At 70.9% G+C, this 25,307-nt stretch carries 22 protein-coding genes; 11 read left to right on the forward strand and 11 right to left on the reverse strand.

What is annotated here, in order from left to right; all coding sequences use genetic code 11:
• The first annotated feature begins 91 nt into the window (after positions 1-91).
• The 3 genes from hrcA to NJ376_RS19500 all read left to right on the forward strand — a co-directional run bounded on the left by hrcA (position 92) and on the right by NJ376_RS19500 (position 3,037).
• On the forward strand, positions 92-1,177 hold the full coding sequence (gene hrcA / locus NJ376_RS19490; protein ID WP_252954955.1) for a heat-inducible transcriptional repressor HrcA: 1,086 nt from the start codon (positions 92-94) through the stop codon (positions 1,175-1,177).
• Positions 1,178-1,394: 217 nt separating this feature from the next.
• Positions 1,395-2,150 (forward strand): SDR family NAD(P)-dependent oxidoreductase, encoded by a 756-nt coding sequence (locus NJ376_RS19495; protein ID WP_252954956.1) that lies wholly within the window; start codon positions 1,395-1,397, stop codon positions 2,148-2,150.
• A complete protein-coding gene (locus NJ376_RS19500; RefSeq protein ID WP_252954957.1) occupies positions 2,147-3,037 on the forward strand; it encodes an NAD(P)-dependent oxidoreductase in 891 nt (296 codons plus the stop codon). Before NJ376_RS19495 ends, NJ376_RS19500 begins: the two co-directional genes overlap by 4 nt.
• 177 nt (positions 3,038-3,214) lie before the next feature.
• Here NJ376_RS19500 and NJ376_RS19505 read toward each other — a convergent pair whose 3' ends face one another.
• From NJ376_RS19505 to NJ376_RS19520, 4 genes are all read right to left on the reverse strand, one after another.
• Positions 3,215-3,739, reverse strand: coding sequence for a GMC oxidoreductase (locus NJ376_RS19505; RefSeq protein WP_252954958.1), 525 nt, complete (start codon positions 3,737-3,739; stop codon positions 3,215-3,217).
• On the reverse strand, positions 3,699-4,820 hold the full coding sequence (locus NJ376_RS19510) for a GMC family oxidoreductase (RefSeq protein WP_252954959.1): 1,122 nt from the start codon (positions 4,818-4,820) through the stop codon (positions 3,699-3,701). The genes NJ376_RS19505 and NJ376_RS19510 overlap by 41 nt, the downstream gene beginning before the upstream one ends.
• Before the next feature lie 72 nt (positions 4,821-4,892).
• The gene (locus NJ376_RS19515) at positions 4,893-6,038 is read right to left on the reverse strand and encodes an ABC transporter substrate-binding protein (RefSeq protein WP_252954960.1); all 1,146 of its coding nucleotides are present in this window, start codon (positions 6,036-6,038) and stop codon (positions 4,893-4,895) included.
• Positions 6,039-6,340: 302 nt separating this feature from the next.
• Complete coding sequence (locus NJ376_RS19520) at positions 6,341-7,318, reverse strand: Bug family tripartite tricarboxylate transporter substrate binding protein (RefSeq protein WP_252954961.1); 978 nt, start codon at positions 7,316-7,318, stop codon at positions 6,341-6,343.
• A gap of 139 nt (positions 7,319-7,457) precedes the next feature.
• Between NJ376_RS19520 and phnC the strand changes: the two genes are divergently transcribed.
• From phnC to NJ376_RS19545, 5 genes are read left to right on the forward strand one after another with little or no spacing between them, the layout of a single operon-like run.
• Positions 7,458-8,234, forward strand: a complete 777-nt coding sequence (gene phnC, locus NJ376_RS19525) for a phosphonate ABC transporter ATP-binding protein (RefSeq protein WP_252954962.1) — start codon at positions 7,458-7,460, stop codon at positions 8,232-8,234.
• A 21-nt stretch (positions 8,235-8,255) separates the two neighbouring features.
• Positions 8,256-9,161 carry a phosphonate ABC transporter substrate-binding protein gene (gene phnD, locus NJ376_RS19530; protein ID WP_252954963.1) on the forward strand — a complete coding sequence of 302 codons (906 nt, stop codon included), beginning with the start codon at positions 8,256-8,258 and terminating at the stop codon, positions 9,159-9,161.
• A complete protein-coding gene (phnE, locus tag NJ376_RS19535; protein WP_252954964.1) occupies positions 9,161-10,060 on the forward strand; it encodes a phosphonate ABC transporter, permease protein PhnE in 900 nt (299 codons plus the stop codon). The genes phnD and phnE (NJ376_RS19535) overlap by 1 nt, the downstream gene beginning before the upstream one ends.
• Entirely contained in the window at positions 10,057-10,929 is an 873-nt protein-coding gene (gene phnE, locus NJ376_RS19540; protein ID WP_252954965.1) for a phosphonate ABC transporter, permease protein PhnE, read from the forward strand. The genes phnE (NJ376_RS19535) and phnE (NJ376_RS19540) overlap by 4 nt, the downstream gene beginning before the upstream one ends.
• A gap of 60 nt (positions 10,930-10,989) precedes the next feature.
• The gene (locus tag NJ376_RS19545; protein WP_252954966.1) at positions 10,990-11,970 is read left to right on the forward strand and encodes a Bug family tripartite tricarboxylate transporter substrate binding protein; all 981 of its coding nucleotides are present in this window, start codon (positions 10,990-10,992) and stop codon (positions 11,968-11,970) included.
• 294 nt (positions 11,971-12,264) lie between these two features.
• On the opposite strand, the gene NJ376_RS19550 is transcribed toward NJ376_RS19545, so the two are convergent.
• From NJ376_RS19550 to NJ376_RS19575, 6 genes are all read right to left on the reverse strand, one after another.
• A complete protein-coding gene (locus NJ376_RS19550) occupies positions 12,265-13,845 on the reverse strand; it encodes an ABC transporter substrate-binding protein (protein ID WP_252954967.1) in 1,581 nt (526 codons plus the stop codon).
• Between the two features lie 180 nt (positions 13,846-14,025).
• Complete coding sequence (locus NJ376_RS19555; RefSeq protein ID WP_252954968.1) at positions 14,026-14,958, reverse strand: dimethyl sulfoxide reductase anchor subunit family protein; 933 nt, start codon at positions 14,956-14,958, stop codon at positions 14,026-14,028.
• Positions 14,959-14,968: 10 nt separating this feature from the next.
• The gene (locus tag NJ376_RS19560) at positions 14,969-15,703 is read right to left on the reverse strand and encodes a 4Fe-4S dicluster domain-containing protein (RefSeq protein ID WP_252954969.1); all 735 of its coding nucleotides are present in this window, start codon (positions 15,701-15,703) and stop codon (positions 14,969-14,971) included.
• Positions 15,700-18,612, reverse strand: coding sequence for a molybdopterin oxidoreductase family protein (locus NJ376_RS19565; protein ID WP_256476467.1), 2,913 nt, complete (start codon positions 18,610-18,612; stop codon positions 15,700-15,702). Before NJ376_RS19565 ends, NJ376_RS19560 begins: the two co-directional genes overlap by 4 nt.
• 132 nt (positions 18,613-18,744) lie before the next feature.
• On the reverse strand, positions 18,745-19,545 hold the full coding sequence (locus tag NJ376_RS19570; protein ID WP_252954970.1) for an SDR family NAD(P)-dependent oxidoreductase: 801 nt from the start codon (positions 19,543-19,545) through the stop codon (positions 18,745-18,747).
• A 227-nt stretch (positions 19,546-19,772) separates the two neighbouring features.
• Positions 19,773-20,945: a M20 aminoacylase family protein gene (locus NJ376_RS19575; RefSeq protein WP_252954971.1), complete on the reverse strand. Its 1,173-nt coding sequence runs from the start codon at positions 20,943-20,945 to the stop codon at positions 19,773-19,775.
• Positions 20,946-21,013: 68 nt separating this feature from the next.
• On the opposite strand from NJ376_RS19575, the gene glpK reads away from it, so the two are divergent.
• The 3 genes from glpK to NJ376_RS19590 are packed head-to-tail and all read left to right on the forward strand — an operon-like array spanning position 21,014 to position 24,314.
• On the forward strand, positions 21,014-22,573 hold the full coding sequence (glpK, locus tag NJ376_RS19580; RefSeq protein WP_252954972.1) for a glycerol kinase GlpK: 1,560 nt from the start codon (positions 21,014-21,016) through the stop codon (positions 22,571-22,573).
• A complete protein-coding gene (locus NJ376_RS19585; protein WP_252954973.1) occupies positions 22,570-23,946 on the forward strand; it encodes an acyclic terpene utilization AtuA family protein in 1,377 nt (458 codons plus the stop codon). Before glpK ends, NJ376_RS19585 begins: the two co-directional genes overlap by 4 nt.
• Entirely contained in the window at positions 23,943-24,314 is a 372-nt protein-coding gene (locus NJ376_RS19590) for an AtuA-related protein (protein ID WP_252954974.1), read from the forward strand. The genes NJ376_RS19585 and NJ376_RS19590 overlap by 4 nt, the downstream gene beginning before the upstream one ends.
• A 70-nt stretch (positions 24,315-24,384) precedes the next feature.
• On the opposite strand, the gene folE is transcribed toward NJ376_RS19590, so the two are convergent.
• Positions 24,385-25,026: a GTP cyclohydrolase I FolE gene (gene folE, locus NJ376_RS19595; protein ID WP_252954975.1), complete on the reverse strand. Its 642-nt coding sequence runs from the start codon at positions 25,024-25,026 to the stop codon at positions 24,385-24,387.
• Between the last annotated feature and the right edge of the window lie 281 nt (positions 25,027-25,307).

Here is a 25,307-nt window from a genome sequence, read left to right on the forward strand (position 1 = left end):
CAGCCTGTAACACTGCGGCGACACGGCGGTTGACGGCGCCCTGGCCCCTTCCTAGCTTTTGAAATTGCCTGGTTAGGAGGTTTCACCGCCGATGTATCCGCCGAAGGTGCCGATTGCCCCGTCCCTGGGCGGGGTCGCCGGCGCTTCCGTCGCCGGCCTCGACAACCGCAGCGCCGCCATCTTGCGTGAGCTGGTGGAAATCTACGTCATGACCGGGGAGCCGGTAGGCAGCCGCACCCTGTCCCGCCGCCTGCCCCTTGGCCTCTCCCCCGCTTCCATCCGCAACGTGATGGCCGATCTGGAAGAGGCGGGCTTCCTCTACGCCCCGCACACCTCCGCCGGAAGGCTGCCGACGGAGCGCGGGCTGCGGCTGTTCGTGGATGGGTTGCTGGAATTCGGTGATCTGGGGGAGCAGGAGCGCAGCGACATCGCCGCGCGCTGCGCGGCCTCCGGCCGGTCGTTGCAGGATACGCTGGCGGAAGCCGGGCAGATGCTCTCCGGCCTCGCCGGCGCCGCGGGGCTGGTGGTGGCGCCGAAGAGCGAAGGCGCGATCCGGCACATCGAATTCGTGGCGCTCGGCCCAGGGCGTGCGCTGGTGGTGCTGGTGGGCGCGGATGGCCAGGTGGAGAACCGGGTCATCGAGGTGCCGGCGGGGCTGCCGCCCAGTGCGCTCGCCCAGGCCAGCAACTACCTCAACGCCCAGCTTGCCGGCCGCAGCCTGGATGAAGCGCGGACAAAGGTGAGCGAGGACATCACCGCCAACCGCACGGCGCTGGATGCGCTGACGACGCAGGTGGTGGAAAGCGGCCTCGCCACCTGGTCAGGCGGCGGCGGCGGCAGCCTCATCGTCCGCGGCCAGGCACGGCTGCTGGAGAATCTCGACCAGCTCGCCCGGGTGCAGGAGATCCAGGCGCTGTTCGAGCGGCTGGAAGCGCAGGAGACGGTGCTGCGCCTGCTGGAACTGGCCCAGCGCGGCGAGGGCGTGCAGATCTTCATCGGCGCGGAGAGCGGGCTGTTCGACACGGCCGGGCTCTCCATGGTGGTGGCGCCCTTCCGCAACGGGCAGGAGAAGATCGTCGGCGCCATCGGCGTCATCGGCCCGACGCGGATCAATTACGGGCGCGTGATTCCGGTGGTGGACTACACCGCGCGGGTGATCGGGCGGCTGCTGGGATAGATCTTCCACGGCGCCGCCATGCGCCCTCGCGGCGGGGCGGTTGCTCATCCCCGCGACGTCGCCGCACGCCCTCGCAATCGGCGCCTCGCCTGGCCTTCCGCGGCAAAGCGGCGAAAGGCAACAGGTGGCGACAGCGGCGCGTGCCGGCCAAGGGCCCTGTTCGGATGCTGCGGGAAGCTGCCATGATGCTCCCAACCAATGACGGGAGGGACGCAGCATGGCCAGGCTGGCCGGCAAGATAGCCTATATCACCGGCGCGGGCAGCGGCATCGGCCGCGCCACCGCCGAGCTTTTCGCCCGCGAGGGCGCGCGCGTCACCATCGCCGAATACGATGCCGCGCGCGGCGAGGAGGTGGCGCATCGCATCACCGCGGCCGGCGGCCAGGCCATCGCCATCGCCACCGATGTGCGCGAGCCCGAGAGCGTCGAGGCGAGCATCCGCCAGGCGGTGCGGCACTGGGGCGGGCTGCATGTGCTGCACAACAATGCCGGCGGCTCGACGCCCCTGGATGGCAGCGTCGTCGATGCGCCGCTCGAGGAATTCTGGCGGGCCATCACCCTCGACCTCTACGGCACCTTCCTCGGCTGCCGCTTCGGCATTCCGGAGATCGTGACATCGGGCGGCGGCTCGGTCATCAACATGAGCTCGGTGGTGGCGCTGATGGGGTTCGAGGGGCGGGACTGCTACACCGCGGCCAAGGGCGGCATCGCGGCGCTGACCCGATCCCTCGCCGTCGAATTCGGGCGCAAGGGCGTGCGGGTGAACGCCCTCGCCCCCTCGGTGACGATGACCGAGCGGGTGCAGCGCCTGCTCGCCGGCAATGCCGGCATCCAGAAGGTGGCCGACACCCATCTGCTCGGCCTCGGCGAGCCGATGGACATGGCCCAGGCCGCGCTCTACCTGGCCAGCGACGAGGCGCGCATCGTGACCGGCACCATTCTGCCGGTGGACAGTGGGACCCTGGCGGCATGAGCACGAACCTGACACGCATCGGCTTCATCGGCCTCGGCCAGATGGGCGCGCCCATGGCGGAGCGGCTGTTCGGCCCGGATGTCGCGCTGCACGTCTTCGACCCGCGGCCGGAGGGCATGGCCCCCTTCGCCGAGCGCGGCGCCACCGCCCACCCCAGCGCCCGCGCCGTGGCCGATGCGGCGGAGATCGTCTTCGCCTGCCTGCCCAGCGGCAAGGTGAGCGACGCGGTCTCGGCCGAAGTCGCGAGCGGCGCCGCGGTGAAGCTCTATGCCGAGATGTCCACCATCGGCCGGCCGGCGATCGAGGCGATCGCCCGGCGCATGGCGGCGGCGGGCATCGCCATGGTGGATGCGCCGATCAGCGGCGGGCCGGCCGGGGCGCGGGCGGGCACGCTGGCCATGCTGGCGGCGGGCGCGCCGGAGGCGGTGGCGGCGCTGCGGCCCTGGCAGCTCCGCATCGGCGCCCGAATCTTCGTGCTGGGCGAGACGCCTGGCCAGGCGCAGGTGATGAAGCTGGTGAACAACCTGGTCTTCGCCGCCAATTTCGCCTCGACCTGTGAGGCGATGGTGATGGGCGCCAAGGCGGGGCTGGATGCGGGCACCATGCTGGACATGCTGAATGCCGGCACCGGGCGCTCCATGGTCAGCGAGAAGGTGATGGAGACCATTCTCTCGGGCGAATTCCGCTTCGGCGCGACCATGCCGATCCTCGACAAGGATGTGGGGCTGGGCGTGGCGGAGGCGCAGGCGCTGGGCGTGCCGGTCTGGGTGCTGGAACAGGCGGCCAGGCTGTGGCGGCTGGGGCTGATCGAGGAAGGCGCCGGGGCTGACGTGTCGCGGCTGGTCCGGGTGATGGAGAGGTGGGCGGGGGCCGAGGTACGGCGTTGATCGAGAGGGGCGTCGCGGCAGTGCCGCGACCCCCTCTCGAGCTCGCCCCGCAAAGGGCCGAAGGGCCCTTTGAACCCTTGAGTCGGCAGGTTGAACCTGCTCGCTCTAAAACTCATGGTTCCCAAAGGCCCTTCGGCCTTTGGCGGGTGGGAGCCTGAGGGAGGGCAGAGCCCTCCCTCACCCCCGCAGGAACGCCGCCGCCCTTTCCCCGATCATCAGTGCCGCCGGCTGGATGTTGGAGGACGGCACCAGCGGCATCACGCTGGCATCCGCCACCATCAGCCCCTCCACGCCCTTCAGCCGCAGCCGGCTGTCCACCGGCGCCAGCGAATCCTCGCCCATGCGGGCGGTGCCGCAGGGGTGATAGACCGTGCCGCCGTCGCGGCGGATATGCGCCAGGATCTCCTCGTCGCTCGTCACCTTCGCCCCCGGCGTCAGCTCCTCCTCGATCAGCGCCGCCAGCGGCGCCTGGGCGGCCAGCTTCCGCGCGTATTTCACGCCCTCCACCATCAGGTGCTGGTCGTGCGGCGCCTCCAGGTAGTTCGCGCGGATCACCGGCTTGTCCGCCGGGTCCGGGCTGCGCAGCGTGATGGTGCCGCGGCTGTCCGGGCGGCACTGGCAGGCGCTGAACATGAAGCCGGGCCAGGGATCCGGCCCCTGGTCATAGGTGGTGACGGTGAAGTTCACGAAGAGGTACTGCATGTCCGGCTCCTCCGCCCCCGGCAGCACCCGGGCGAAGAGGTTGGCCTCCGCCGCGCCGATCGAAGGCGTAGCGCGCGGCCATGCGCAGCTTGCCCATCGGGCCGCGGACCAGCTCGTTCACCGTGCCGCAGGGCTTCACCCGGTAGCGCATGCGCTGCAGGAAATGGTCCTGCAGGTTCTGCCCCACGCCCTTCGCGTCCAGCCGCACCGGGATGCCGTGCTCCTGCAGATGCGCGCCCGGGCCGATGCCGGAGAGCATGAGGATATGCGGCGTGCCGATGGCGCCAGCGCTCAGCACCACCTGCCGTCGCGCCTCCCATCGCTCCAGCCCCGCTGGGCCGCGCACCAGGGCGCCGGTGCAGCGCGTGCCGTCGAAGAGCAGGCGGAGGATCGTCCGCTCCGGCATGATGCGCAGGTTGGGGCGGCGGCGCGCCGGACGCAGGAACATGTCCCCGGAATGGCTGCGGAAGCCGCGCCGGACATTCATCTGCATCGGCCCGGCGCCCTCATGCCAGGCGCCGTTGAAATCCTTCACCCGCTTATGGCCCATGGCGAGCGCGGCCGCGATGAAGGCCTCCGCGCCGCGGGAGGTGTGGCGTGCCTCCGACGCATGGATCGGGCCATCGGTGCCCCGTTCCTCCGAGGGCTCGCCGGACCAGGTCTCCAGCCGCTTGAAGAAGGGCAGCACGTCGTCATAGGCCCAGCCGCGGGCGCCGCTCTGCGCCCAGCGGTCATAGTCGCGCGGTGATCCGCGCAGGAAGACCAGGCCGTTCACCGCGCCGGAACCGCCCACCACCTTGCCGCGCGGCCAGTGGATGGAGCGGCCTTCGAGGCCCGGCTCCGGCTCGGTATGGAAGCGCCAATCGTACTTGCCGCTGGCATAGAGCCGGGCGAAGCCGGCGGGGATGCGGATCCAGGGATCCGTCCAGGCGGCCGGCCCGGCCTCGATCAGCGCGACCTGGGTGGCAGGGTCCTCGGAGAGCCGGGTGGCGATGACGCAGCCGGCGGAGCCGGCGCCGAGGACCAGCACATCCGTGGTGTGAACGGCGGCGATGGAAGCCGCATCGGGCGCTTCGGGCATGGCGCTTCCCCCTTATGCTCGTTGGGGGAAGCATGCCGCGCCCGAGGCCCGGGCGCCAGCGGCAGCCGCCGCTCAGCCCTTCGCCATGGCGCAGGCGCCTTCCGAGATCGGCCGGAAGGAGCGCTCGGCCGGGGTGACGGCCAGCACCTTGTACACATCGCCCGGGCCGCGGCTCTCGGCCGGGGTCTTCACCTCGAACAGATAGGTCGGGTGCAGCTTCCGGCCATCCTTGCGCACCACGCCCTGACCGAAGCAGTCATCGTCGGTCGGCATCTCCTTCATCGCCGCCACCGTCGCGCGGCCGGAGGCCTTGGCACGGGCCGGGCCGAGTTCCTTCACCACCTTCAGGTAATGCATCAGCGCCGAGTAGTCGCCGGCCTGGTTGTGGCAGGGAAAGGTGTTCGCCGGCACATGCGGCTTCAGCCGTTCCATGAAGGCGCGGGTGCGGTCGTTCAGGTCCCAGTAGAAGGTTTCCGGCTGCGTCATGCCCTGGGCGGCCTGCAGCCCGAGCGACATGACGCTGTTGATGTAGCCGGTCAGCCCGACGAAGCGGGTGCCGGAGCGCATCAGGCCGAATTCCTGCGCCTGCTTCACCGCGTTCACGAAATCCGTGCCGGCGCCGAGGAAGGCCACCACCTTGGCGCGGCTGGCCTGGGCCTGCAGCAGGAAGGAGGAATAGTCGGTCGTCTCCGGGAAGGGGTAGGTGACGCCGCCGAGCACGCGGCCGCCGCTGGTCTCCACCGAATGCGTCGTGTCGGCCTGCAGCGTGTGGCCGAAGGCGTAGTTCGGGGTGATGAAGAACCAGGTGTTGTAGCCCTGCTTCACCAGCGGCTCGCCCGTGGCGTGGGAGAGGCAGTAGGTGTCATAGGCCCAATGGATCGCGTTCGAGCTGCAATGCTCCGAGGTGAGGGAGGAGGTCGCGGCCGAAGTGTTCAGGTGCACCTTGTCCTTCTGCTCCACCACCGCCTTCATGGCGATGCCGAGGGCGGAGTTGCTGACGCCCAGCACCATGTCCACGCCGTCCCGGTCGAACCACTGGCGGACGATGGAGAGGCCGACATCGGCCTTGTTCTGATGGTCGGCGACCAGCAGCTCCACGGGGATGCTGGGATTCTCCGCCTGGAATTCGCGGATCGCCTGGCGGGCGCAGGCGACGCTGGTGGGGCCGGAGATGTCGCGATAGGGGCCCGACATGTCCTGCAGCAGGCCGACGCGCACGGTCTCCGCCGGCGGCCTTGGCTGCGCGAGCGCCGGGAGCCCGATGGCGGATGCGGAAAGCAATCCCGTGCCGAGAACGGCGCGGCGACGAACGGCCATATGTTTCCACCCTTGCTGTTGGCCGGCTGTCCGGAGCCGGCATTGGCGCCGCCAGCTTTCCCCGGATGCCTGGCGTGGGCAAGGGAGCCTTGCCCCTTCTTCCGCAGGCGGTGCGTCCAGCCATGGCCCCGATCGCGGCGCGCCCCGCCACCGGCGCGCCAGGCGGCGCGGCTCAGGCCGGGCTGGGAGCCGGCCCGCCGGTGCTACTCCGCCCGGATGCCCGCCTGCCGGATCAGCCCGCCCCACAGCGCCGTCTCCGCCGCCAGCAGCCGGGCGAGGGCCGCTGCATCGCCGGTGGTGATGGCGACGCCCTGCTCCGCCATGCGGGCGCGCAGCGTGGCATCGTCGGTCGCCGCCGCCAGCGCCGTGCCGAGCCGTGCCAGCACCGGGGCCGGCGTGCTGGCGGGCGCGAAGAGGCCCTGCCAGAACACCGCATCGAAGCCCGGCAGCACATCCGCCACCGGCGGCAGCTCCGGCAGCAGCGCCTCCCGCCCGGCGGAGGAGATGGCAAGGCCCCGCGTGCCGCCGTCGCGCAGCGAGGGCAGCGCCTCCAGCACCGCGGAGAACATCGCCTGCACGCGCCCCGCCCGCAGGTCCAGCAGCGCGGGCGCACCGCCGCGATAGGGCACATGCGTCACCTCGATGCCGGCGCGCTGGGCAAAGAGGGCGAGCGCCAGGTGGTTCACCGCGCCGGTGCCGCTGCTGGAGAAGTTGAGCTGCCCCGGGCGCGCCTTGGCCCAGGCGATCAGCTCCGCCGTGCTGCCGACGCCGAGGCCGGGATGCACATGCAGGACGAAGGCGGTGCGGAACACCATGCCGACCGGCGCCAGCTCCCGCATCGGGTCCTTCGGAGCCAGGTTGGGTTGCAGCGCCGGGTTGATGGCGAGGGTGGAGGTGCCCATCAGCAGCGTGTAGCCATCCGGCCGCGCCTGGGCGACGGCGTTGTTGGCCACCGCCGTCGCGGCACCAACGCGGTTCTCCACCACGCAGGGCTGGCCCAGCTCCCGCGACAGGCGGTCCGCCACCGCGCGGCTGGTCACATCCGTCACGCCGCCCGGCGCGTAGCCGGAGACAATGGTGATCGGGCGGGCCGGAAAGGCGTCCTGCGCCGCCGCGGGCCGGGCGCGCCAGGGAAGGAGGAGGCTGGGCAGGGCGAGCGCGGCGCGGCGGCCGATAGGCATGGCGGTTTCCTCAGGGCTTTGCCGCCCAGCCTGCCCGGGGCCGGGCATCCGGACAAGGTCGGCTGAAATATGGATGTCACACATACGTCATCCCGCGGTCACGCCCGGTTGCTAGAGGCGCCGTCCGAGGGGAGAGGCCATGCTGGAACTGGAAGGGCTGACGCGCCGCTTTGGCGCGAAGACCGCCGTGGACAACATCACCCTCGCCATCGCGCCGGGGGAGATGGTGGGCGTCATCGGCCGCTCCGGCGCCGGGAAATCCACTTTGCTGCGCATGATCAACCGGCTGGGCGACCCGACCGAGGGCCGCATCATCTGGCGGGGAAGGGACATCACCGCGCTGCGCGGCCAGGCGCTGCGCCAGTGGCGCAGCCAATGCGCCATGGTGTTCCAGCAATTCAACCTCTCGCCGCGGCTCGACGTGCTGACCAATGTCCTGGTCGGCCGGCTCTGCCACGTGCCGGCCTGGCGCGCCGTGCTCGGCCTGTGGCGCGAGACGGACCGCGCCATCGCCCTCTCGGCGCTTGAGCAATTCGATATCGGCGCGCTGGCGCCGCAGCGCGCCGGCTCGCTCTCCGGCGGGCAGCAGCAGCGCGTCGCCATCGCCCGCGCCCTGGTGCAGGAGCCGGCGATCATCCTGGCGGATGAGCCGGTGGCGAGCCTCGACCCGCGCAACACCACGCTGGTGATGGATGCGCTGCAGGAGATCAACCGGCGCTTCGGCATCACCGTGCTGGTCAATTTGCATTCGCTCGACCTCTCCCGCCGCTACTGCACGCGGCTGGTCGGGCTCGCTGCCGGCCGGCTGGTCTTCGACGGGCCGCCGGAAGCGCTGACGGATGCGGTCGCGCGCAGCCTCTACGGGCTGGAAGCGGCCGAGGTGATCGGGGCGGAGCCCGCCCTGGTCGCTGCCTGACACCCCGAGGAGATCGCAACCATGTTCACCCGCCGCCTGCTGATGGGCGCCGCCCTGGCCGCGCCCGCCCTTCGCCACGCCCAGGCGCAGTCCTGGAAAGCCGCCTATCCGGAGCTGGTCTTCGCCATCGTCCCGTCGGAGAACGCCTCCGGCGTGATGAATCGCTGGACGCCCTTCTGCGAGAGCCTCTCCAAGACCCTCGGCACCAAGGTCACGCTGCGCGTCGCCAATGACTATGCGGCGGTGATCGAGGGCCAGCGCGCCGGCAACATCCACATCGCCTCCTACGGCCCCGCCTCCTTCGCCCGGGCGCTGAAGACCGGCGCGCCGGTCGAGGCCTTCTGCATCGAGGTGAACGAGGACGGCACCAAGGGCTACCACTCCGTCTTCTACGTGAAGAAGGATTCGCCCTACCAGAAGGTGCAGGACCTGCGCGGCAAGAATCTCGGCCTCGTCGATCCCAACTCCACCTCCGGCAACAACGTGCCGCGCTTCGCCCTGAACAAGATGGGCATCAACCCGGACCAGTTCTTCGGCCGCGTCATCTACACCGGCAGCCACGAGAATGCGGTGATCGCCCTGCAGCAGGGCACGGTGGATATGTGCGCCAATTGGTGGAATGACGAGAACGAGAGCAACCTGCGCCGCATGGAGCGCAAGGGGATGGCGAAGTACGACGATTTCCGGATCATTTTCAAATCCGACCAGATCGTGAACTCGCCCATGGCCTACCTGACCACCCTGCCGGCCGAGCTGCGCACCGCCATCCGCACCGCGGTGCTGGAGCTGCCGAAGAAGGAGCCGGAGACCTTCAACCGCATCTATGACGGCAAGGCGAGGCCCTGGGAGCCGGTGGCCAACTCGGCCTACGACCCGATCATCGAGCTGATCACCTTCGTCGACGGCCTGCGCCGCCAGCGCGGCTGATGTCGGGCGCCGCCGCGAGCCTGCCCCTGCTGCCGGCGGCGCGCCTCGCGCCGCTGGTCGCGGCCGTCGCCGCGGAGCGGGCGGCAGCGCGGCGGCGCTTCTGGCTCTCCGCCGGGGTGCTGCTCGCGCTCGCCCTGCTCGCCGGCTGGGTGGCGCAGGTGGAGCCGGGGACGCTGCTGGCCCATGGCGACCGCTTCTTCAGCTATTTCGCCCGGCTGCTGACGCTGGAGACCGGCGACCACACCGGGCAATGGGTGTGGCGCGACCCGGCCGAATGGCTGTGGGGCTGGAAGCGCTGGCTGGCGCTGCTGGGCGATACGCTGCTCATGGCCTATGTCGGCACGGTGCTGGGCGCCACGGGGGGCTTCCTGTTCGGCCTGCTCTCGGCCGCCAACATCACCCGCAGCGCCGTGCTGCGCTGGGGGGTGAAGCGGGTGTTGGAATTCTGCCGCACCGTGCCGGACGTGGTCTTCGCCCTGGTCTTCGTCATCGCCTTCGGCCTCGGCCCGCTGCCAGGCGTGCTGGCCATCGCGATCCACACCTTCGGCGCGCTGGGCAAGCAGTTCTCGGAGATCGTCGAGAATATCGACCTGAAGCCGGTGGACGGCGCCATGGCCGCGGGCGCGGGCTGGCCCGCCATGGCGCGCTTCGCGGTGGTGCCGCAGGTGCTGCCGGGGTTCCTCGCCTACGGGCTGCTGCGCTTCGAGGTGAATGTGCGCGGCGCCGCGGTGCTCGGCTTCGTCGGCGCCGGCGGCATCGGCCAGGACCTGGTCGAGGCGATCCGCAAATTCTACTACAACGACGTGGCGGCGCTGCTGCTGTTCATCATCCTGACCGTGGTGCTGATCGACAGCGGCACCAGCATCCTGCGCCGCAGGCTGATGGAGGAGCGGGCATGAGCGGCACCCCTGCCTCGCTGCCGCATCCGGTGCGGGCCGCGGCGCTGGCGCGGCTGCCGGCGCTGCGCGACATCCATCCCGGCGCCTTCCGGGTGATGACGCGGCTGCGGATCGTGGTGCTGCTCGGCTGGCTGGCGGGCACGGCGCTGCTGTTCTTCGGCCTGTGGCGGCTGGGGGTGGAGCCGGCGCGGCTGGCCACTGGCCTCGGGCAGATGTGGCATTTCCTCGGCCTGATGCTGCCGCCGGATCCGGGAAGCTGGGCGAATGTGCGCAGCATCCTGCAGGCGCTGGCGGAGACGCTGGCCATCGCCTTCCTCGGCACCTTCGGCGCTGCCTTCGTGGCGCTGCCCATCAGCCTGCTGGCGGCGCGCAACGCCACGATCCATGGCATCGTCCGCTTCCTCTCCCGCCGGGTGCTGGACGGCATCCGCGGCGTGGATGCGCTGATCTGGGCGCTGATCTGGGTGGGCATCGTCGGCCTCGGCCCCTTTGCGGGCGTGCTGGCCATCTTCACCTCGGATGTCGGCACACTGGGCAAGGTGTTCTCGGAGGCCATCGAGGCCGCCGACCGCCGCCCGCAGGAGGGCGTGGTGGCCGCGGGCGGAAGCGGCGTGGCCCGCATCCGCTTCGGCATATTGCCGGAGGTGGTGCCGGTGCTGGCGGGGCAGGTGCTGTATTTCTTCGAATCCAATGTCCGCTCCTCCACCATCATCGGCATCGTCGGCGCGGGCGGCATCGGGCTGCATCTGGCGGAGATGATCCGCACGCTGGAATGGCCCACCGTCTCCTTCATCGTCCTGCTGATCCTGGCGATGGTGGCGGTGATCGACCTGGTCTCGGGGCGGCTGCGGCGGCGCTTGATGGGGTGATGTTGCGGCGGCCCGGGCTTTGTGCTGCAAGCCCGCGGACCGCCGCCGGAGGAACCCCGCATGCGCCTCAGCCGCCGCGCCTTGATGCTCGCGCCTCTCGGCGCCTCCGCCTTGCTGGCCCGCCCCGCCCTGGCCCAGGCCACTTGGCCGGAGCGGCCGCTGCGCCTGATCGTCCCCTTCCCCGCCGGCTCCACCCCCGATACCGCCGGTCGGGCCGTCGCCACGCATCTCGGCCAAGTGCTGGGTCAGCCCTGCGTGGTGGAGAACAAGGCCGGCGCCGGCGGCAATATCGGCACGGAGGCGGTGGCGAAGGCGACTGACGGCCACACCATCGGCGTCTCCATCAACGGCCCGCTCAGCACCGCGCCTTCGCTCTACCCCAATCTCGGCTACGACCCGGCGAAGGATCTGGCGCCGATCTCCCTGCTGCTGCGCGGGGCGCAGATCCTGGTGGTGCATCCCGATGTGCCGGGGCGGGATTTCGCCGGCTTCGTGGCCCATGCGAAGGCCAATCCGGGCAAGCTTGCCTTCGGCTCGGTCGGCTCCGGCTCCGGCTCGCACCTCGCCATGGCGGACATCATGGCGCGGACGGGGATCGAGATGCTGCACGTCCCCTATCGCGGCTTCCCGCCGGCGGTGGTGGACCTCATCGCCGGGCGCATCCAGGCGCTGGTGCTGATCGGCGCCGGCATCCTGCCGCAGTTGCAGGCCGGGCAGGTGCGGGCCCTGGCCGTGACGGCGGAGGCACGGCTGCCCCAGGCGCCGGAGGTGCCGACCCTGGCCGAGGTGGGGCTGCCTGATGCGGCGAGCTATGCCTGGAACGGGCTCATCGGCCCGGCCAGCATGCCGGCGGAGCGGGTGGAAAGGCTTTCGGAGGAGACGCGGAAGGCGCTGGCCGTGCCGGCCACGCGCGCCGCGCTGGAGGGCCAGGGCTTCGAGGTGCTGGGCAGCACCCCGGCGGAATTCGCCCGCACCATGGCGGCGGAGCGGGCGCGCTGGGGCGGACTGATCGCGCGGCTGGGCATCAAGGCGGAAGCCTAGAGCATGCTGCGTTCGCTTGCGCTCACGCAGCATGCGCCAGGCCGTTGTTTTGCGAGCATCTTCACGCGTTCAGATGATCCCATCTGAACGCGATCTGCTCTAGCCAAGAATAGGGTCCCACCATTGGCGGCAGTGCCGCCGCCCCCCTCCGGATCCCGGTGTGTCCGCAGGTTCCACCCACGGGTCCAGAACTCGGACCGGGGTCCGGGGACGGGTCTCCTCCCCGGCGGGGGTTGGCGGCACTGACGCCAACGGGCAGGGCCCCTGGTCGGGGTCTGGGGCAAAGCCCCCATGTCACCTCGCCGGCGCGAATTCCATCGCCCGCGTCTGCTCGGACAGCGTCGGCCGGTAGGTCAGGCTGCGCTTCATCGCCCAGATATTCACCTGGTGATGGATCGGGATCACCGCCAAATCCCGCTGGTAACCGATGCGGATGATGTCGTGATAGGCCTTCTCCCGCGCCTCGGTGTCGATGGTGGTCAGGGCGCGGTCGATCATCCGGTCCAGCTCCGGGTTGGAATAATGGGAGGGCCGCAGCCGCGTCCCGCGCCCGCGCTGCGGGTCCGGCGTCGCCAGCATCAGGGAAAGATGGGTGTCCGGCTCGCCGGTGGAGGTGCTCCAGCCGGTGAGCGCCACGGAATGCTCGTCCCGCACGCCGCCGGCGGTGAAGAAGACGCTGGCCGGGCTGGTCTGGACCTGGGTGCGCACGCCGATCCGCGTCCACATCTGGGCAATGGCCTGGGCGATGGCGTCGTCATTCACATAGCGGTCGTTCGGCCCGTGCAGGGTGATGTTGAAGCCCTCCGGGAAGCCGGCTTCGGCCAGCAGCTTCTTCGCCCCGTCCGGGTCATAGGCCGGGACGGGGATGGAGGGGTCGTAGCCCATCGCCCCTTCCGGCTGGGCCTGGCCGGTGGGGAGCGAGAAGCCCTCCATGATCTGCCGGCGAATGCCCTCCCGATTCACCGCCATGGAAAGCGCGCGGCGCACCCGCACGTCGCGCAGCGGGTTGCTCGCCAAGGGCTGGCCGTTGCGGTCCATCACATGCGGGGTCTGCGGCCGGCTGGCATCGACATAGAGGTAGATCAGCCGAAGCCCGGGGCGATGGGCGAGGTTCAGCCGCGCATCGCGCTGCAGCCGTGCCACGTCGCGCGTCGGCACGGCGTCGATCGCATCCACATCGCCGGATTGCAGGGCGGCGACCCGGGCGCTGTCATTGGTGATGAGGCGGTAGGTCACGCGCTGCCAGGGCTGGGCCGGGCCCCACCAGCGCGGGTTGCGCTCGAACACCGCGCGGTCGCCCAGGGTGAAGGAGACGAGGCGGTAGGGCCCGGTGCCCACCGCTGCCCTGCCGCTGTTGTAGTCGGCGGTGCTCATCCCCTCGCCCTGTTTCCGGCCGATGACGGAGAAGGCCATCATCATCTGCGGGATCAGCGGGATGGGCTCCGCCGTGTGCAGGCGGATGGTGTGGGCGTCCACCACCTCCAGCCGCTGCACCGGGCGGATGTACTGGCCCAGGCTGGTCGGGCTGTTCGGCACGTTCGGCGCGCGCGCGAAGGTGAAGACCACGTCATCCGCGGTGAAGGGCGTGCCGTCCTGGAAGGTGACGCCCTGGCGCAGCTTGAACTCCCAGGTCCGCTCGTCGAGGGCGCGCCAGCTTTCGGCGAGGCCGGGGGAGGGGCGCTGGTCGGGATCCGGATGCAGCAGCCGGTCGAAGACATGCCAGGTGAGGGCATGATTCGGCGACAGGTCGAAGAAATGCGGGTCCATGGAGGTGAAGGCGCCGCCGACCGCGATCGTCAGCTCCTGCGCCCTGGCCATGGGGGCAGCGGCAAGCGCGGCGCCCAGCACCAGTCCGAAAGCCTGGCTTCGTCTCATGCCCGTCTCCCCAGCTTATGTTTCCCGCAGCGTGCAGGGCCGCGGTGCCGGGGTACAATGCAAAAGACGCGCCGCAGCGGCGCCGGGCCGGGGGGAGGGGGAGGCGCCCTGGCCCCGTCGATGTCAGGCCGGGCGGGATCGGCCCGTGGGCCGGGGGCCGCAGCGACGGCCGCGGCCGCCTCAGCTTCCGTGGTAGTAGAGCGTCACCGTATGGGTCGCCTCGGCGAACATCAGCCAGCGCTCCACCAGCAGGCCGCCCAGGGCCAGCACGGCACCGAGGGTCAGCGCCGCGGCGCCCATTCCGCCACCGACCAGCAGGGCGAAGGCGCAGAGCGCGGCCGGCGCGCCGAACCCGGCCGCCAGGGCCAGCAGGCGCAGCTTCTCCGCGTGCTTGCGGGCAATGCGGAAGCCCATCTCCCGCAGCAGGTAATTCGTCTCGGTATGCGGCGGCTCCAGCGGCCGGACCTTGCCGATGAAGCCGAGGCTGGTCGCGCTTTCCGCCGTCGCCACCGGCGGCGCTTGGTCGATGGCGCCCCAGTAGGCGTTCTTCACCACCAGCGCGGCGATGCCGGCCAGCAGGGCGAGGACCGCCGGCACCGCGCCATCCCCCCAGAAGCCGCCCAGCATGGCGAGCAGCGCCGCGCCGCTGAAGGCGCCGAGCAGCAGGTAGCCCGGCACCACCAGCGGGTGCCGCCATTCCTTGATGGGCTTGAGCGAGGCGTAGATCATGCCGGTGCAATAGACCGTGGCGACGGCGCCGGCCGCGGCCAGCAGGCCCATCGCGGCGGTCAGGCCGGGCAGGTCCGCCAGCAGCCCAAGCCCGAACAACACCGCCGGCACATAGGTGCCGAGCGCCGCCACGCCTTCCCGCGACAGCCAGGAGGAGCGCCACTGGCTGACCGCCCGCCAGGCCCGCTGCGGGTTGCCGAGATGCGCGGTGGAGGAGAGCAGCCCGGCGGTGATGAGCACCAGTGCCAGGCCCAGCGCCGTCAGGCCGAAGCCCTGGCTGCCCGGCACCAGCCCCAGCGGCCGCAGCAGGCCGAGCCAGAAGAGCAGCCCGTAGCCGGCGCCGGAGGCGGTGGTGAAGAAGACGATGGAAGGTGCCGGATTCATCGCGCGGTCCTCACCGGCTCAGCACCCGGTCCATCCACCGCAGCAGCGGGTTCCGGATGTCCATCGGCGTCGGCGCATCCTCCACCGGTGCGTTCGGCGGCAGCGCCTTCTTGCGCGGCGGCAGGTAGCGGTTCACCGGGTTGTAGCCCAGTTCCGGCATCAGGGGCTGGCCGCCGCGCTCCGCCACCAGCCGGCTGACGGCGCTGTCCGGGTCGCCCAGATCGCCGAAATGCCGCGCCTTGGTCGGGCAGGTCAGCACGCAGGCGGGCTGGCGCTGCGCTTCCGGGATGTTCTCGTTGTAGATGCGGTCGATGCAGAGGGTGCATTTCTTCATCACCCCCTGGTCGTCATCCATCTCCCGCGCGCCATAGGGGCAGGCCCAGGCGCAGAGGCCGCAGCCGATGCAGGTGTCGTGGTTCACCAGCACGATGCCGTCCTCGGCGCGCTTGTAGCTGGCGCCGGTCGGGCAGACGGTGACGCAATCCGGCGTCTCGCAATGCAGGCAGGAGCGGGGGAAGTGCACGGTGCGCCCGGCCTCGCCCTCCCCGGCCTCGAAGCTGTGGACGCGGTTGAACCAGACGCCCTCCTGGCCCGCGGCGTAGGGCTTGAAATCCGGCAGCGGCGCGGAATGGCCGCTGGTGTTCCATTCCTTGCAGTTCGTGGCGCAGGCTTGGCAGCCGACGCAGGTGTCAAGGTCGATGACGAGGCCGAGCTTCTTCGCACCCGGAGCAGGCAGGCAGGTCATGCTGGGGTCTTCACCGAATAGCGGAGGATGTCGGGCGAGCCGGGCATGTGCGGCGGCGGCTCCAAGGTCTCCGGATGGGGCGAGGTGATGCCTTCCTCCCCGGGCGCGGCCTTGGTGATGCTGACGCGCAGATCGTACCAGGCGGCCTGGCCGGTGACGGGGTCGGCATTCGCCAGGCGGAGATCGCGGCCTTCCGCCATCTGGGCCGGCAGCCATTCGCTGATGACATGGTTCAGCAGGAAGCCGCGCTGCGCCTCCGGGCTGTCCGGCGCCAGGCCCCAGGCGCCGGCCCGCTTGCCGATGGCGTTCCAGGTCCAGACCGTGTCCGGGTTCACCCCTTCCATCAGCGCCACCTGGCATTTCAGCCGGCCGCTGCGGCTTTCCACCCAGACCCAGTCATCCTGGGCGAGGCCCATCGCCTCGGCCCTGGACCGCGCCATCATCAGCTTGTTGGCGCCATGGATCTGCCGCAGCCAGGCATTCATCGAGCCCCAGGAATGGTACATCGCCATGGGCCGCTGGGTGACGGCGGAGAAGGGGAAGGGCGCGAGGTCCTGCCCCTGCTGTTCCAGCGGCGCATACCAGATGGGCAGCGGGTCGCAGTAACGGCGCACCCGCTCCCGCAGATGCTCCGGCGGCTGCTTCGCGCCATGGCCTTCGGCGGCGAGGCGGAATTTCTGCAGCGGCTCCGAGTAGAGCTGCAGCACGATCTGGTCCGACTTGCCGATGAAGCCCTTGGCCTTGGCGTCCTCCAGATAGGCGCGGTTGGCGTGCTTCAGCCATTCCTGTTCGGGCCGGATGTGGTCGCGCCAGAAGCAGCCATTCTCGATATAGCGCTGAAGCTGGTCCGGGTTCGGCTCGCCCACCCCGACCTTGCTGCCATCCGCGCCGCGGAAGCCGGCCAGCGGGCCGACGCCGGGCATGCGCTGGTGGTTCACCATATAGTCCGGGTAGTCCTTGAAGCGCGGCGAGCCATCCTCCCTCACGAAGGCCGGCAGGCCGAGCCGCGCGCCGAGCTCGATCAGCACATCCTGGAAGGGCCGCACGTCGCGGTCCGGCTGCACCACCGGCTGGCGGATGGCATCCCCCGCGCCATGCGCGCTGCCGATGGGGCGGTCCAGGATGGAGATGCAGTCCCAGCGTTCCAGATAGGTGGTGTCCGGCAGGATGAGATCCGCGTAGGGCACCGTCTCGGAGAAATACGCATCCGAGTAGATGACGTGCGGGATGCGGTATTCGCCGTCCTCGCGCTGCTCCGTCAGGATGCGGGTGACCTCGCCCGGGTTCATGGCGCTGTTCCAGGCCATGTTGGCCATGAACATGAACAGCGTGTCGATCGGGTAGGGATCCGCCTTGCCGGCATTGCCGATGACGGTGTGCATCATGCCGTGCAGGCCGAGCGGCGCTTCCCAGGAGAAGGCGTGGTCGATGCGCAGCGGCGTGCCGTCCTCCTCCACCAGCAGGTCGTCCGGCCCGTGGGGGAAGCTCAGGAGGTTGCCGGCAAGCGGCGTGTTCGGCCTGGCACCGCGGCCGGCCGGGCCCGGCCCGGGTGGGATGGGCCGCGGGAAGGGCGCCTTGTAGCGCCAGGAGCCGGGGGTATCGACCGCGCCGATCAGCATCTGCAGCAGGTGCAGGGCGCGGCAGGTATGGAAGCCGTTGGAATGCGCGGAGATGCCGCGCATCGCATGGAAGGCGACGGGGCGGCCGGTGATGGTGGCGTGTTCCCGCCCCCACACATCGGTCCAGCTCTGCTCCAGGGTGATCGCCTGGTCGAAGGCGACCTCGGCGATCTCGGCGGCGATGCGGCGGATGCGACCGGCCTCGATGCCGCAGCGTTCCGCCACCGCTTCGGGCGCGTATTCAGCACCCAGGTAGCGCTCCGCCAGCAGGTGGAAGGCGGGGTAGGCGATGCGGCCATCCGGCAGCGTCACCTCGCCGGCCATCACCGGGGAGAGGTCGGCGGTCTCGGCCGGGATGGCGCCGCGGGCGCGGTCCCAGGCCAGCGGCTTGCCCGCCTCGTCGCGGGCGAACAGCCCGTCATCCGCCCCGCCCGGGTTGCGCACCACCAGCCAGGGCGCGTTGGTGTAGCGGGCGAGGAATTCCAGGTCGATGCGGTCGGCCTTCAGCAGCTCATGCACCAGGGCCAGCACGAAGAGGCCGTCCGTGCCCGGCCGCAGCCCCACCCATTCATCGGCGATGGCGGAATAGCCGGTGCGCACCGGATTGACCGAGAGGAACTTCGCCCCGCGTGCCTTCAGCTTGGAGAGGCCGAGCTTAATCGGGTTGCTGTCATGGTCCTCCGCCACGCCGAACATCAGCAGGTATTTGGTCCGGTCCCAGTCGGGCTCGCCGAACTCCCAGAAGCTGCCGCCGATGGAGTAGAGCCCGCCCGCTGCCATGTTCACCGAGCAGAACCCGCCATGGGCGGCGAAATTCGGCGTGCCGAATTGCGCGGCCCAGAAGCCGGTCAGGCTCTGGCTCTGGTCGCGGCCGGTGAAGAAGGCGAGCTGGCGCGGATCCGTCTCCCGCACATGGCGGAGCCAGCTGGTGGCGGTCTCCAGCGCCTCCTCCCAGGTGATCTCGGCGAATTCGCCGCTGCCGCGCGGCCCCACGCGCTTCAGCGGGGCGCGCAGCCGGGCCGGGGCGTAATGCGTCATGATGCCGGCGCTGCCCTTGCCGCAGAGCACGCCCTTGTTGACCGGGTGGTCCGGGTTGCCCTCGATGTAGCGGATCCGCCCGTCCTTCAGATGAACGCGGATGCCGCAGCGGCAGGCGCACATGTAGCAGGTGGTGGTCTTCACCTGGTCGCTGACGCTCGGCGAATAATCGACGCGCGGATCCGGCGAGGGGCGCGCCGAGGGCGCGTGGAACCGGTCTGGCGTCAGCGGCGGCGTCGGCGCTTCCGGCATCTTGGCCTGTTCTCCTGCATCGAGCATGCAGTTAGACACGCAGGCCGGGCCTGGGCAATTCGCCGTCCGGCGCGGGTTTTCCGCGATCCGCGCCGGGGGAATAGCAGGGTGAAACCACCCCGCGTCATCGTCCTATCCGCGGATCGCCAGGCTGCCCGCCCGTCCCGCCGTCATCCCGCCATCGATGACGAGCTCCGAGCCGGTGACGTAGCGGGAGGCGTCGGAGGCGAGCCAAGCGATGCCCTCCGCCACCTCCTCCGGCGCCGCCGGGTAGCCGAGAGGCACGCCGGCGGCCATGTCCTTCGGGTCGATCGGGGCGTTGCGGCCGGAGAGGGCATTGGCCGGCAGCTTGTCCCAGATCGGGGTGGCGATGATGCCGGGATGCACGCTGTTCACCCGGATGCGGGCGGCGGCGAATTCCAGCGCGGCGGATTTCGCCAGCAGCCGCACCGCGCCCTTGCTGGCGGAATAGCCGCCCAGCCCGGCCGAGCCGCGCAGCCCGGCGACGGAGGAGATCAGCACCATCGAGCCCCCGCCGGCCCGCCGCAGCGCGGGCGCGCAATGCTTGACGGAGAGGAAGACGCCATCGACGTTGATGGCCATCTGCTTCCGCCACTCCGCCAGCGGCATCTCCTCCAGCGGCACGATGATGCCGATGCCGGCATTGGAGACGAGGATGTCCAGCCGGCCGAACTCCTTCTCCGCGGCGGCGACCACCTCGGTCCAGCGGGCTTCCTCGGTGACGTCCTGGTGCAGGTAGAGGGCGCGGGCGCCGCCGCCGCGCAGCTCGGCGGCCAGGGCCTCGCCCCTGGCATCGTCGATATCGGTCAGCAGCACGGCGGCGCCGTCCCGCGCCAGGGCGCGAGCGGTGGCGGCGCCGATGCCGGAGGCGGCGCCGGTGATGAGGGCGGCCTTGCCCTGGAGTGTAGCCATTTGTTTCCTCCCTTGTGTCGAGGACGGGCGTCGCGCCGCAAGGCGCGCCTTGTACAGCCCTTCCTCAAGCTCCTACCCGCCAAAGGCCGAACGGCCTTTGGAAACCATTCGTCTTGCAGCTGTGGATTCAACTGCCGACTCCCACCGGGGTCCGGGGAGGGGTCCCCTCCCCGGCGGAGGTGCAGGAGGCAGAGCCTCCTGCTGGGGGCATGGGGGCGAAGCCCCCATCACCCCCTTGGCAGCTCCTGCTCCACCAGCGTGGCGAAGAAGCTCGCCCCGATCGGCAGCGCGTCGTCGTTGAAGTCGTAGAGCGGATGATGCACCGGCACGCCGCCCTTCTCCGCGCCCTTCTGGCCGATCTTCACGAAGGCGCCCGGCCGTTCCAGCAGCATGAAGGAGAAATCCTCCGCCCCCATCACCGGAAGGCGCTTGCGCAGCACGCGCTCCTCGCCCAGCACCTTTGCGGCGGCCAGCGCCGCGCGCTCCGTCTCCGCCGCATGGTTCACCGTGGGCGGGTAGTTGCGGACGTATTTCACCTCCGCCACCGCCTCATGCGCCGCGGCCGTTGCCTGCGCCACCTGGGTGATGAGCTTTTCCATCAGGTCGCGCGTCTCGGGCCTCAGCGTGCGGATGGAGCCCTTCAGCACCGCGCTGTCCGGGATGACGTTCACCGCGCTGCCGGCGTGGAAATTCGTCATGCTGATGACGGCGCTGTCCAGCGGGTCCGTCCGCCGCGCCACCACCGACTGCAGCGCGACGACGATCTGCGCGCCGACCAGCACCGGGTCGATCGTCACATGCGGCCGCGCCGCATGGCCGCCGACGCCCCGCACCGTGATCTCCACCCGGTCGGAGGCCGCGAGGATGACGCCGGGGACGGCCGCGGCCTCGCCCAGCGGCAGGCTCGGGTCGTTGTGGACGCCATAGACCGCGTCGCAGGGGAAGCGGCGGAACAGCCCCTCCTCCACCATCACCCGGGCGCCGCCGCCGCCTTCCTCCGCCGGCTGGAAGATGAAGTGGACGGTGCCGTTGAAGTTACGGGTCTCCGCCAGGTATTTCGCCGCGCCCAGCAGGGTCGCGGTATGCCCGTCATGGCCGCAGCCATGCATCCGGCCGGGGATGGTGGAGCGGTGGGCGAAGCCGTTCTGCTCCTCCATCGGCAGGCAATCCATGTCCGCCCTGAGCCCGATGCTGCGGCCGCTGTCGCCGTTCCGCAGCACCCCGACCAGGCCGGTGGTGGCGATGTTGCGGTGCACCTCGATGCCCCAGCTCGCCAGCCTGGCGGCGACGATGTCACTGGTCCGCGTCTCCTGGAAGCCCAGCTCCGGGTGGCGGTGGAAATCCTGCCGCCATTCGGTCATCTCGGCAGTGAAATCGGCGATGCGGTTGAGGACGGGCATGCGGGGCTCCTTCAACCCTGAAGACAAGCCCTGGGCGGGCGGCTTGTCGAGGGGATAGACTCGCCAGCATGGAAACGTCCGTCCTGGCCCTCGATCAGGGCACCACCTCCACCCGCGCCATCCTGTTCGATGCCGGGCTGCGCCCGCTGGCCACGGCGCAGCAGGAGCTGCCGCAGCATTTCCCGAGCCCGGGCTGGGTGGAGCATGAGCCGGAGGACATCTGGCAGGGGGCGCTGGCCTGCCTGCGCCGCGCCATGGCGGAGGGCGGGGCGGCGCCGCGCAGCCTGGCGGGCATCGGCATCACCAACCAGCGGGAGACGGTGGTGCTGTGGGACCGCGCCAGCTTCCGCCCGGTCCACCGCGCCATCGTCTGGCAGGACCGCCGCACGGCGGAGGCCTGCGCCGGGCTGCGCGAGGCGGGGCACGAGGCGCTGATCAGCCGCCGCACCGGGCTGCTGGCGGACCCCTATTTCTCCGCCACCAAGCTGGCCTGGCTGCTGGACCATGTGCCGGGCGCCCGGGCCCAGGCGGCGCGGGGGGAGCTGGCCTTCGGCACGGTGGACAGCTTCCTGCTCTGGCGGCTGACCGGCGGAAGGGTGCATGCGACGGACGCCACCAACGCCGCCCGCACCCTGCTGTTCGATATCGTGAAGGGCGAGTGGGACGAGGAGCTGCTGCGTCTGTTCGGCATCCCCCGCGCCATCCTGCCGGAGGTGCGGGACTGCGCCACCGAATTCGGCATGACGGCGCCGGAGATCCTCGGCGCGCCGGTGCCGATCCGCGGCATCGCCGGGGACCAGCAGGCGGCGACGCTGGGCCAGGCCTGCTTCGCGCCGGGCATGCTGAAATCCACCTATGGCACGGGCTGCTTCGCCCTGCTGAACACCGGGGCGACGCCGGTCTTCTCCAGGCACCGGCTGCTGACGACCATCGCCTGGCAGCTTGGCGGCCAGCGCACCTATGCGCTGGAAGGCGCCATCTTCGTCGCCGGCGCCGCGGTGCAATGGCTGCGGGACGGGCTCGGCCTCATTGCCAGCGCGGCGGAGACCGGGGAGCTGGCGCGGCGCGCCGATCCGGCGCAGCCGGTCTACCTGGTGCCGGCCTTCGTCGGCCTCGGCGCGCCCTGGTGGGATGCGGAGGCGCGCGGCGCGATCTTCGGCCTGACCCGCGCCACGGGGCGGGCGGAGCTGGCCCGCGCGGCGCTGGAAAGCGTGGCCTTCCAGACCCGGGACCTGCTGGACGCCATGCATGCCGACTTGGCCGATGCGGCCGGCACCGCAGGCGTGGACGGGGCGCTCGGCGCCGGCGAGACGGTGCTGCGGGTGGATGGCGGCATGGTGGCCAGCGACTGGACCATGCAATTCCTGGCGGACATCCTCGGCGCGCCGGTGGACCGGCCGACGGTGATGGAGACCACGGCGCTGGGCGCCGCCTGGCTGGCCGGGCTGCAGGCGGGGCTGTTCCCGCCGCCCGGCGCGGCGGGCGACGTGCCGCGCGGCTTCGGCGCGACACATTGGCGGCTGGACCGGCGCTTCCAGCCGCTCATGGCGCGGGAGGAGGCGGCGCGCCGCCATGCCGGCTGGCTGGAAGCGGTGCGCCGGACACGCAGCACGGGGGAAACGGCATGACCTTCCTGGTCGGCAATGGCGGCGGCTTTTCCGGGGACCGGGTGGATGCGCCCATCCCCGTCATGCGCAGCCTGGTGAAGCGCGGCCTGCCCGCGGCGATGTTCTTCGAGACGCTGGGCGAGCGCACCGTGGCCCTGGCGCAGCTCGAGCGCCGCCGCGACCCGGAGCTGGGCTACGAGCCGATGCTGGAGCGGCTGCTGGCGCCGATCCTGGCGGATGGCTTCCGCCACCGCATCCCCATCCTCGGCAATTTCGGCGCCGCCAACCCGCCCGCGGCGGGGCGGCTGGTGGCGCGGCTGGCGCTGCGGCTCGGCCTGCCCGATCTCAGGATCGCGGTCGTCACCGGCGACGACGTGGCGGGCAGCGTGGCGCTCGATCAGCTCCCGGTGCATGAGGCGGATGACAGCCTCGACATGAAATCGGCGCGGCTGGTGGCGGCCAACGCCTATATCGGCGCGGAGCCGCTGGTGGAGGCGCTGCGCCAGGGCGCGGATGTGGTCGTCGCCGGCCGTACCTCGGACCCCGCGCTCGCCATCGCGCCGCTGGCCCACCATTTCGGCTGGTGCTTCGACGATTGGCAGAAGCTGGCGGTGGGCGCCGCCTGCGGCCATCTGCTGGAATGCGGCAGCCAGATCACCGGCGGCGTGTTCTGGGACCCCGGCTGCAAGGACATCCCGGACCCCGCCAATATCGGCTTCCCCATCGCGGAGGTGACGGCGGAGGGCGGGCTGCTCATTACCAAGCCGGAGGATACCGGCGGTATCGTCGATCTGCGCACGGTGAAGGAGCAGTTGCTGTACGAGCTGCACGACCCTTCCCGCTACATCACGCCGGATGTGGTGCTGGACATCACGGACTGCTCGCTGGAGCAGGTGGGCAAGGACCGGGTCGCGGTGCATGGGCTGCGCGGCCATCCACGGCCGGACACGCTGAAGGTGACGGCCTGCTTCGAGGGCAGCTGGCTGGGGGAGGGCGAGGTCTCCGTCGCCGGGCCCAACGCCCTGGCCCGCGCCAGGGCGACGGCGGAGGTGCTGCTGCAGCGCATGAAATTGCGCGGCCTGCCGGTGCGGGCGCGCGTCGATCTCATCGGCGTGGCCAGCGTGCTGGACAGCGACGATGGCGCTCTGTGGCGCGGCTACGAGGGGCCGGAGCCGCCGGAGCTGCGCATCCGCCTGGCCGCCGAGGGGGCCGACCGCGATGCGGTGGACCAGGCGGCGCGGGAGGTGCTGGCGCTGCTCTGCTGCGGCACGGCAGGCACGGGCGGGGCGCGCTGGCGCCTGACGCCCCGCATCCTGACGCGCAGCTACCTGGTGCTGCGCGAGAGGGTGGCGACCAGCGTCGTCACCCGCACCGCTGGGGAGATGGTGGCATGAGCGCGTCCGATCGGCCGAGCCAAACCATGGAGATGGCAGAGGTGGCGCTGCACGCCGTGGCGCATGCGCGGGCCGGGGACAAGGGCAACCGCAGCAACATCTCCCTCATCCCCTATGACCCGGCCCTGTACCCGCTGCTGGCGGAGCAGGTGACGGAGGAGCGGGTGCTGGCGCTGTTCCGCCATCGTGGCGCCACGCGCTGCACGCGCTACGACCTGCCGAAGCTGGCCGCCTTCAACTTCGTGATCGACGACGTGCTGGAGGGCGGGGTGAATGGCAGCCTGAACCTGGACGGCCATGGCAAGACGCAGAGCTTCCGCCTGCTCTCCCTGACGGTCACGGTGCCGCGGGACGCCCTGCGCGGCTGAGGCGGGGCGCCACCGCCCCGCCGACCCCTGTCCATGGGCCGGGGCGGCGCAGCCTGCCGCCCCGCGCCCCTCAGCCTTCCATGCCGCCGCTGCGCTGGCCGGCGATCATGGCGAGGAATTCCTTGCGGGTCGAAGGATCGTCGCGGAAGGCGCCCAGCATCCGACTGGTGACCATGGAGACGCCCGGCTTGTGGATGCCGCGGGTCGTCATGCACTGGTGCGCCGCCTCGATGACGACGGCGACGCCCTTGGGCTGCAGCACGTCGTTGATGCAGTTCGCCACCTGCGCCGTCAGCTTCTCCTGGATCTGCAGACGCTTGGCATAGACCTCCAGCACCCGCGCCAGCTTGCTGATGCCAACGACGCGGCCGGCCGGCAGGTAGGCGATATGGGCGCGGCCGATGATCGGCACCATGTGGTGCTCGCAATGCGACTCCAGCCGGATGTCGCGCAGCACCACCATCTCGTCATAGCCATCCGTCTCCTCGAAGGAGCGGGCGAGGAGCTCCACCGGGTCCGTGGCATAGCCGGCGAAGAATTCCTCATAGGCGCGGGCGACGCGGGCGGGGGTGTCGATCAGCCCTTCGCGGTTGGGGTCGTCGCCGGCCCAGCGCAGCAGGGTGCGCACGGCGGCTTCCGCCTCCTCCCGGCTCGGGCGGGCTTCCAGGGAGGCCTGGGTCTCGACCAGGCGCGGAGGGGTTTGGATGTTCAAGGCATGTGTCCCAATCTGGCGCCGGGAGGCGGCTGGTCGGTCGCCTGCCCAAGGTTGCGCCTTCAGCACATGGGCAGCATCGATGATGCTGCAATAGTCGCACCTTAGAAGGAAGTTACCAACCCCCGCCTCGCTCTCCGGAACGGCCTTCTTTCAAGCTGCTGATTTTGCTGAATCTTCGGCCGGCATGGCGCGGCGCCCGGCCGGGGCTCAACCTCCCGCCCTGCGACGTCTCGCCCCGCGGCACGGTGCCCGCCGCCGGCCGCGGCGCCCCGGCGGCG

Origin of the sequence: Siccirubricoccus soli (genome assembly GCF_024178315.1) — a bacterium.
GTDB classification, from domain to species: domain Bacteria; phylum Pseudomonadota; class Alphaproteobacteria; order Acetobacterales; family Acetobacteraceae; genus Siccirubricoccus; species Siccirubricoccus soli.